This window comes from Streptomyces aurantiacus JA 4570 (assembly GCF_000414115.1).
Lineage (GTDB): Bacteria > Actinomycetota > Actinomycetes > Streptomycetales > Streptomycetaceae > Streptomyces > Streptomyces aurantiacus_A.
This window is the reverse complement of record NZ_AOPZ01000312.1, coordinates 1-5,761: the sequence shown is the minus strand read 5'-3', so window position 1 is coordinate 5,761 and position 5,761 is coordinate 1. Positions and strand designations below refer to the sequence as shown.

Here is a 5,761-nt window from a genome sequence, read left to right as displayed (position 1 = left end):
CCGCCCTGGAGACGTACTGGGCCGACGGCTCGGCGATGGAGAAGCAGACCCGCGCCCGCGGCGAGCAGGTCGAGCAGGCGCTGGTCGCGATCGTCGACGAGAACACCGACGCCATCGAGGAGTACCGCGGCCGCGGCCTGGTGTGGGGCATCGAGTTCCGCGACAAGCAGCGCGCGGGCGCCATCGCCAAGCGCGCCTTCGAACTCGGCCTGCTGATCGAGACCTCCGGTCCCGAGAGCGAGGTCGTCAAGCTGCTCCCGGCCCTGACCATCACGGCCGACGAGCTCGACGAGGGCCTGCGCACGCTCGCCCGCGCGGTCCGCGAGACCGCCTGAGCGGGTGCCCGCGCGGCGCCCCGTCCACGTACAGAACACGTGCGTCATACGCACAGCCGTCATACGCACAGACAAGGAAGCGACTCACCGTGATCGTCCGCTCGTTCAAGGACATTGAAGGCACCGACCGGCACGTCAAGGCCGCGTCGGGCACCTGGGAGAGCAAGCGCATCGTGCTCGCCAAGGAGCGCGTCGGCTTCTCGCTGCACGAGACCGTGCTCTACGCGGGCACGGAGACGTCCATGTGGTACGCCAACCACATCGAGGCCGTCGTCTGCACCGAGGGCGAGGCCGAGCTGACCAACGACGAGACCGGCGAGAAGTTCACCATCACGCCGGGCACCATGTACCTGCTCGACGGGCACGAGAAGCACACGATGCGCATCAAGAAGGACTTCCGCTGCCTGTGCGTGTTCAACCCGCCGGTGACGGGCCGCGAGGACCACGACGAGAACGGCGTGTACCCGCTGCTCACGGAGCCGGAGGCGGTTTGACCCACGGCTGACGGAAAGACATCCCGCACAGGGCCGTACGAGAGAGGAGAGGCAGGCACCACCATGACCACCGCACCCGAACGCACCGCCGACCTGTACCCGACCCGAGGCGCCGAAGAGGTCCTCATCGAGCGCAAGGACCCGGTGGTGTGGTCCGCGCCGGGTACGCAGGGCCCCTTCACGGGCGACGACCTGGCGGGGTTCGAACGCGACGGTTTCCTGGCCATCGAGCAGCTCATCACGCCCACGGAAGTGGCGGAGTACCACGCCGAGCTGGAGCGGCTGATCAACGACCCGGCGATGCGCGCGAACGAGCGCTCCATCGTCGAGCCGCGCTCCCAGGAGATTCGGTCCATCTTCGAGGTGCACAAGCTCAGTGAGGTCTTCGGGCGGCTCGCGGCGGATCCGCGCGTGGTCGGCCGCGCCCGGCAGATCCTCGGCTCCGACGTGTACGTCCACCAGTCCCGGATCAACGTCAAGCCGGGCTTCGGCGCGTCGGGCTTCTACTGGCACTCGGACTTCGAGACCTGGCACGCGGAGGACGGCCTGCCGAACATGCGGACCGTCTCGGTGTCGATCGCGCTCACGAAGAACCACGACACCAACGGCGGGCTCATGATCATGCCCGGCTCGCACAAGACGTTCCTCGGCTGCGCGGGCGAGACGCCGAAGGACAACTACAAGAAGTCCCTGCAGATGCAGGACGCGGGCACGCCGTCCGACGAGGCGCTGACGGGGCTCGCCGCCGACTACGGCATCCGCCTGTTCACCGGCGAGGCGGGCTCGGCGACCTGGTTCGACTGCAACGCCATGCACGGCTCCGGCGACAACATCACGCCCTACCCGCGCTCGAACGTCTTCCTGGTGTTCAACAGCGTGGAGAACGCCGCGGTCGAGCCGTTCGCGGCACCGGTGCGGCGGCCCGAGTTCATCGGGGCGAGGGATTTCACTCCGGTGAAGTGAGTTCGCGTGGGCACTGAGCCGCGTACGTGAGGGCGGTGGCTGGGCACCTTTTCGGTGCCGGGCCACCGCCCTCACGGTCTTTCGGACGGGTTACGCGGACTGCAGCGTCGGGTAGTCCGTGTAGCCCTTGGCGTCGCCGCCGTAGAACGTGGACTGGTCCGGGGTGTTGTACGGGCCGCGGGTCCGCAGGCGGGCCGGCAGGTCCGGGTTGGCGAGGAACAGGGCGCCGAAGGAGACGATGTCGGCGGTGCCGTCCTCGATCAGGGCGAGGTCGTCGTGGCCGGTCGGGCCCTCGGTCGCCGGGTTGAGGACGAAGGTGCCGCCGAAGCTCTTGCGCAGGGTGGCGACCAGCTCGCGGACCGGGCCCACCTCCATGATGTGCAGGTACGCGAGGCCAAGCGCGTCCAGCTCCCGCACCAGCGCCGGGTAGGTCTCCTCCGGCGCGGGCTCGGAGATGCCGTTGAAGGGGTTGCCGGGCGAGAGCCGGATGCCGGTGCGCGCGGCGCCGATCTCGGCGGCCACGGCCTTCGTGACCTCGGCCGCGAAGCGGATGCGCTTCTCGGGCGAGCCGCCCCACTCGTCGTCGCGCTGGTTGGAGCCCGGCGCGAGGAACTGGTGGATCAGATAGCCGTTGGCGCCGTGCAGCTCGACGCCGTCGAAGCCCGCGTCGATCGCGTTGCGGGCGGCGGTGACGAACTCGTCGATGGTGGCGCGCACCTCGTCGCCGGTCAGCTCGCGGGGCGTGACGAAGTCCTTCGGTCCCTCGTGCGTGTAGACCTGGCCCGCGGCGGCGACCGGGGACGGGCCGACGTTCACCAGGCCGTCGGGCAGCAGCGAGGGGTGGCCGACGCGGCCCGTGTGCATGAGCTGGGCGAAGATCCGGCCGCCCTTCGCGTGCACGGCGTCGGTGACCTTGCGCCAGCCTGCGACCTGCTCGGCGCTGTGCAGGCCCGGGGTGTCCGGGTAGCCCTGGCCCACCGGCGACGGCTGGATGCCTTCGGTGATGACCAGGCCGGCACTGGCGCGCTGCGCGTAGTACTCGGCGACGAGGTCGGTGGGGACGCCGCCCGCGCCGGCCCGGCTGCGGGTCATCGGGGCGAGGGCGATGCGGTTCGCGAGGGAGACGCCGGACAGGTCGATCGGGTCGAATGCGGTGGTCATCACAGCTCCAGGGCGTACGAAATTTGGTCGGCCAAGTAATTCAACCGAGAGTCACTGTAGCGTATTTCTTGGCCGACCAAGTTAATCTCGGAGAAGAACCGGGCCGAGGCTCGGGGAGAACCAGGACGAGCGCCGGGGAGAACCAGGCCGGGGTTCGACGACACTGGTGCACGACGGCGACGGCGTACAGGGCCGGGCCAACCGAAGGCAGGAGTTCCGATGAAGGCCGACACAGGGACGGCGGGGACCGCGCAGGACGACCCCGCGTGTAGCGGGCAGCTGCCCCTGGCCGCACAGAACGGCCCGGTCTCCCTGCTGGTCAGCCGGGTCGCCCGGCTGCACCGCATCGCGGCGGGCAAGGCCCTGAAGGGGCTCGGCCTCTACCCCGGCCAGGAGTTCCTGATGATGCACCTGTGGGACGCGGGGCCGGTGCGCCAGTCCGAGCTGATCAAGGCCGTCGACCTCGACCCGTCGACGGTCACGAAGATGCTGCAGCGCCTGGAGCAGGCCGGGCATGTGCGGCGGCGGCCCGATCCGGACGACCGGCGCGCGGTGCTCGTGGAGGCGACCGACTCCAGCTGCGGGCTGCTCACCGAAGTGCAGCGCGCCTGGGGCGAGTTGGAGGGGCACACGCTCGCCGGCCTGGACGCCGACGAGCGTGCGCAGCTCGCGCGGCTGCTCGGCCGCGTGGAGGGCAACCTCTGCAAGGAGACGGCGGACTGCCCGGAGGAGGCGCGGCGGGCGGCGTTGCGATAGGGGTGGCCCCACGGGTCGGCGCGGGGCCTCAGCCGATCCGCAGCCCCTCCAGGAGGCGGTCCACGTCCGCCTCCGTGTTGTACAGGTGGAAGGCCGCCCGCAGGTGGCCCGCGCGGTCCGACACCTCGACGCCCGCCGCGCTCAGCTCCGGCCGGCGGACGCCGAGCCCCGGCACGGACACGATGGGCGAGCCCGGCGCGGCCAGCGGCTCGTGGCCGAGCGCGGCGAGCCCGGCGCGGAAGCGGTCCGCGAGCGCCAGGTCGTGGGCGCCGATCGCGGCGACGCCCAGCTCCTCGATCAGGGCCAGCGAGTGCCGCGCCCCCGCGTACGCGAACAGGCTCGGACTCTCGTCGAACCGGCGCGCGGAGTGGGCGAGTTCGGTGACCGGGCCGTAGCAGCTGTCCCAGGGCCGCTCCCCCGCCACCCAGCCCGCGAAGAGCGCGGGCACGCCCTCGAGCGCGGGCACGCCCTCGAAGCCCGCGGGGTCATCGGCCTGGTCGGGGACGACGAAGAACGCGACTCCGCGCGGGCAGGTCAGCCACTTGAAGGCGACCGACGTCAGATAGTCCACGTCCGCGATGTGGTCCGCGAGGTCCAGCCAGCCCGTCGCCTGCGAGGCGTCGAGGTAGAGCCGGGCCCCGTGCGCGCGGACGGCGGCACGCAGCGCGGGCAGGTCGACGACCCGGCCGTCCGCCGACTGCGCGGCGGAGACCGCGACCAGGGCGGTGCCCGGGCGCACGGACTCCGCGACGCGCTCCAGCGGCACGGTACTCAGGTCGCCGCGTACGTGGAAGGGGTTCACCGTGGAGCTGAAGTCGCCCTCCGCGGTGAGGACTTCGGCGCCCGCCGGCAGCGAGGCGGCGACCAGGCCGCTGTACACGGCGACCGACGCGCCCGCCGCGACCCGGTCCGCCGCCACGCCGACCAGGCGCGCGAAGGCGGCGCGGGCCGCCTCCACGTCCGCGAACATGTCGTCGGGGCTGCCCTGTGCCACGGAGAGCGCCGCCTCGTGCATCGCGCGTACGGCGCGGGCCGGCAGGAGGCCGGTGCTCGCGCTGTTCAGGTAGGTCGTCCTGGGGGCGAACTCGGAGCGTACGAGGGCCTGGAAGCTGGAGGTCTCCATGGGCTCACTGTGCCGCCTCGGCCGGGTCCGGTCCATGACCAGGGCTTGTTCCGGTCGTCCCAGCGGGTGGGGTCAGCTCTGCGGGACCGCGCAGCCGTCGGGGCCGCAGGCTTGGCCGCCGTCGGGGGTGTCCTGCGTGAGCACCGTCAGCGGCGAGCGGGCCGCCCACGCCTGTTCCAGTGCCTGCGTGAAGACCTCGGCGGGCTGGGCGCCGGAGACGCCGAACTTCCGGTCGAGGACGAAGAACGGGACGCCGTTCGCGCCCAGCTCCGCGGCCTCGCGCTCGTCCGCGCGGACGGCGTCGGCGTACGCGGCGGGGTCGGCGAGGATCTCGCGGGCCGCGTCGGCGTCGAGGCCCGCCTCCGCGGCGAGGGCGGTCAGGCGCTCGTCGTCGTCGAAGACGGACCGCTCCTCGGCGAAGTTGGCGCGGTAGAGCGCGCCGATGAGCCGGTCCTGGGCGTCCTGGCCGCCCTGTTCCCTGGCGAAGTGGAGCAGGCGGTGCATGTCGAAGGTGTTGCCGTGGTCGCGGCCCTCGGTGCGGTACGCGAGGCCCTCGGCCGCCGCGTTCTCGCCGAGGCGCTGCTCGGCCTCCCTCGCCTGGGTCTCGGTCATGCCGTACTTCTGCGCCAGCATCGGGATCACGGGGGCCGTGTCGCCCTTCGGGCGGTTCGGGTCCAGCTCGAAGGAGCGGTGGATCACCTCTACGGCTTCCTGGTGCGGGAAGGCCCGCAGGGCCTTCTCGAAGCGGGCCTTGCCCACGTAGCACCAGGGGCAGGCGATGTCGCTCCAGATCTCGACGCGCATGTGGTTCTTTCCTCGGGTCGTACGAAACGGAGACGTCCTCCGCGTTGTGGTGCAACCCGGGGCCGGGGCCTTCCATTCCCCGCCGCTCCGCGGCGGGATATCTCCCACCCGCCCGCCCGTTTCCA

7 protein-coding genes are annotated in these 5,761 nt (G+C 71.8%); 4 read left to right on the top strand and 3 right to left on the bottom strand.

All coding sequences use genetic code 11. The features are described 5' to 3' along the window. From STRAU_RS27205 to thpD, 3 genes are all read left to right on the top strand, one after another. The coding region (locus tag STRAU_RS27205) for an aminotransferase class III-fold pyridoxal phosphate-dependent enzyme (protein ID WP_037662228.1) at window positions 1-335 on the top strand (335 nt) is incomplete at its 5' end. Between the two features lie 89 nt (window positions 336-424). After that, on the top strand, window positions 425-829 hold the full coding sequence (locus STRAU_RS27200; RefSeq protein ID WP_016643612.1) for an ectoine synthase: 405 nt from the start codon (window positions 425-427) through the stop codon (window positions 827-829). A gap of 63 nt (window positions 830-892) precedes the next feature. Then, a complete protein-coding gene (thpD, locus tag STRAU_RS27195) occupies window positions 893-1,792 on the top strand; it encodes an ectoine hydroxylase (protein ID WP_016643610.1) in 900 nt (299 codons plus the stop codon). 90 nt (window positions 1,793-1,882) lie between these two features. Here the strand turns inward: thpD and STRAU_RS27190 are convergent, their stop codons facing one another. Further along, window positions 1,883-2,953 carry an alkene reductase gene (locus STRAU_RS27190; RefSeq protein ID WP_037662225.1) on the bottom strand — a complete coding sequence of 357 codons (1,071 nt, stop codon included), beginning with the start codon at window positions 2,951-2,953 and terminating at the stop codon, window positions 1,883-1,885. A gap of 219 nt (window positions 2,954-3,172) precedes the next feature. Here STRAU_RS27190 and STRAU_RS27185 point away from each other — a divergent pair, with 219 nt between their 5' ends. After that, complete coding sequence (locus tag STRAU_RS27185) at window positions 3,173-3,709, top strand: MarR family winged helix-turn-helix transcriptional regulator (protein WP_016643608.1); 537 nt, start codon at window positions 3,173-3,175, stop codon at window positions 3,707-3,709. A gap of 28 nt (window positions 3,710-3,737) precedes the next feature. Here the strand turns inward: STRAU_RS27185 and STRAU_RS27180 are convergent, their stop codons facing one another. Together STRAU_RS27180 and STRAU_RS27175 are read right to left on the bottom strand one after the other, a co-directional pair. Continuing rightward, entirely contained in the window at window positions 3,738-4,832 is a 1,095-nt protein-coding gene (locus tag STRAU_RS27180; RefSeq protein WP_016643607.1) for an aminotransferase class V-fold PLP-dependent enzyme, read from the bottom strand. Window positions 4,833-4,904: 72 nt separating this feature from the next. Further along, a complete protein-coding gene (locus STRAU_RS27175; RefSeq protein WP_016643606.1) occupies window positions 4,905-5,636 on the bottom strand; it encodes a DsbA family oxidoreductase in 732 nt (243 codons plus the stop codon). Window positions 5,637-5,761 lie beyond the last annotated feature (125 nt).

Excerpts from the sequence above, each read along its gene's own strand:
- STRAU_RS27180 (WP_016643607.1), bottom strand. The coding sequence starts at position 4,832 with ATGGAGACCTCCAGCTTCCAGGCCCTCGTACGCTCCGAGTTCGCCCCC.
- STRAU_RS27175 (WP_016643606.1), bottom strand. The coding sequence starts at position 5,636 with ATGCGCGTCGAGATCTGGAGCGACATCGCCTGCCCCTGGTGCTACGTG.
- STRAU_RS27190 (WP_037662225.1), bottom strand. The coding sequence starts at position 2,953 with ATGACCACCGCATTCGACCCGATCGACCTGTCCGGCGTCTCCCTCGCG.
- STRAU_RS27185 (WP_016643608.1), top strand. The coding sequence starts at position 3,173 with ATGAAGGCCGACACAGGGACGGCGGGGACCGCGCAGGACGACCCCGCG.
- thpD (WP_016643610.1), top strand. The coding sequence starts at position 893 with ATGACCACCGCACCCGAACGCACCGCCGACCTGTACCCGACCCGAGGC.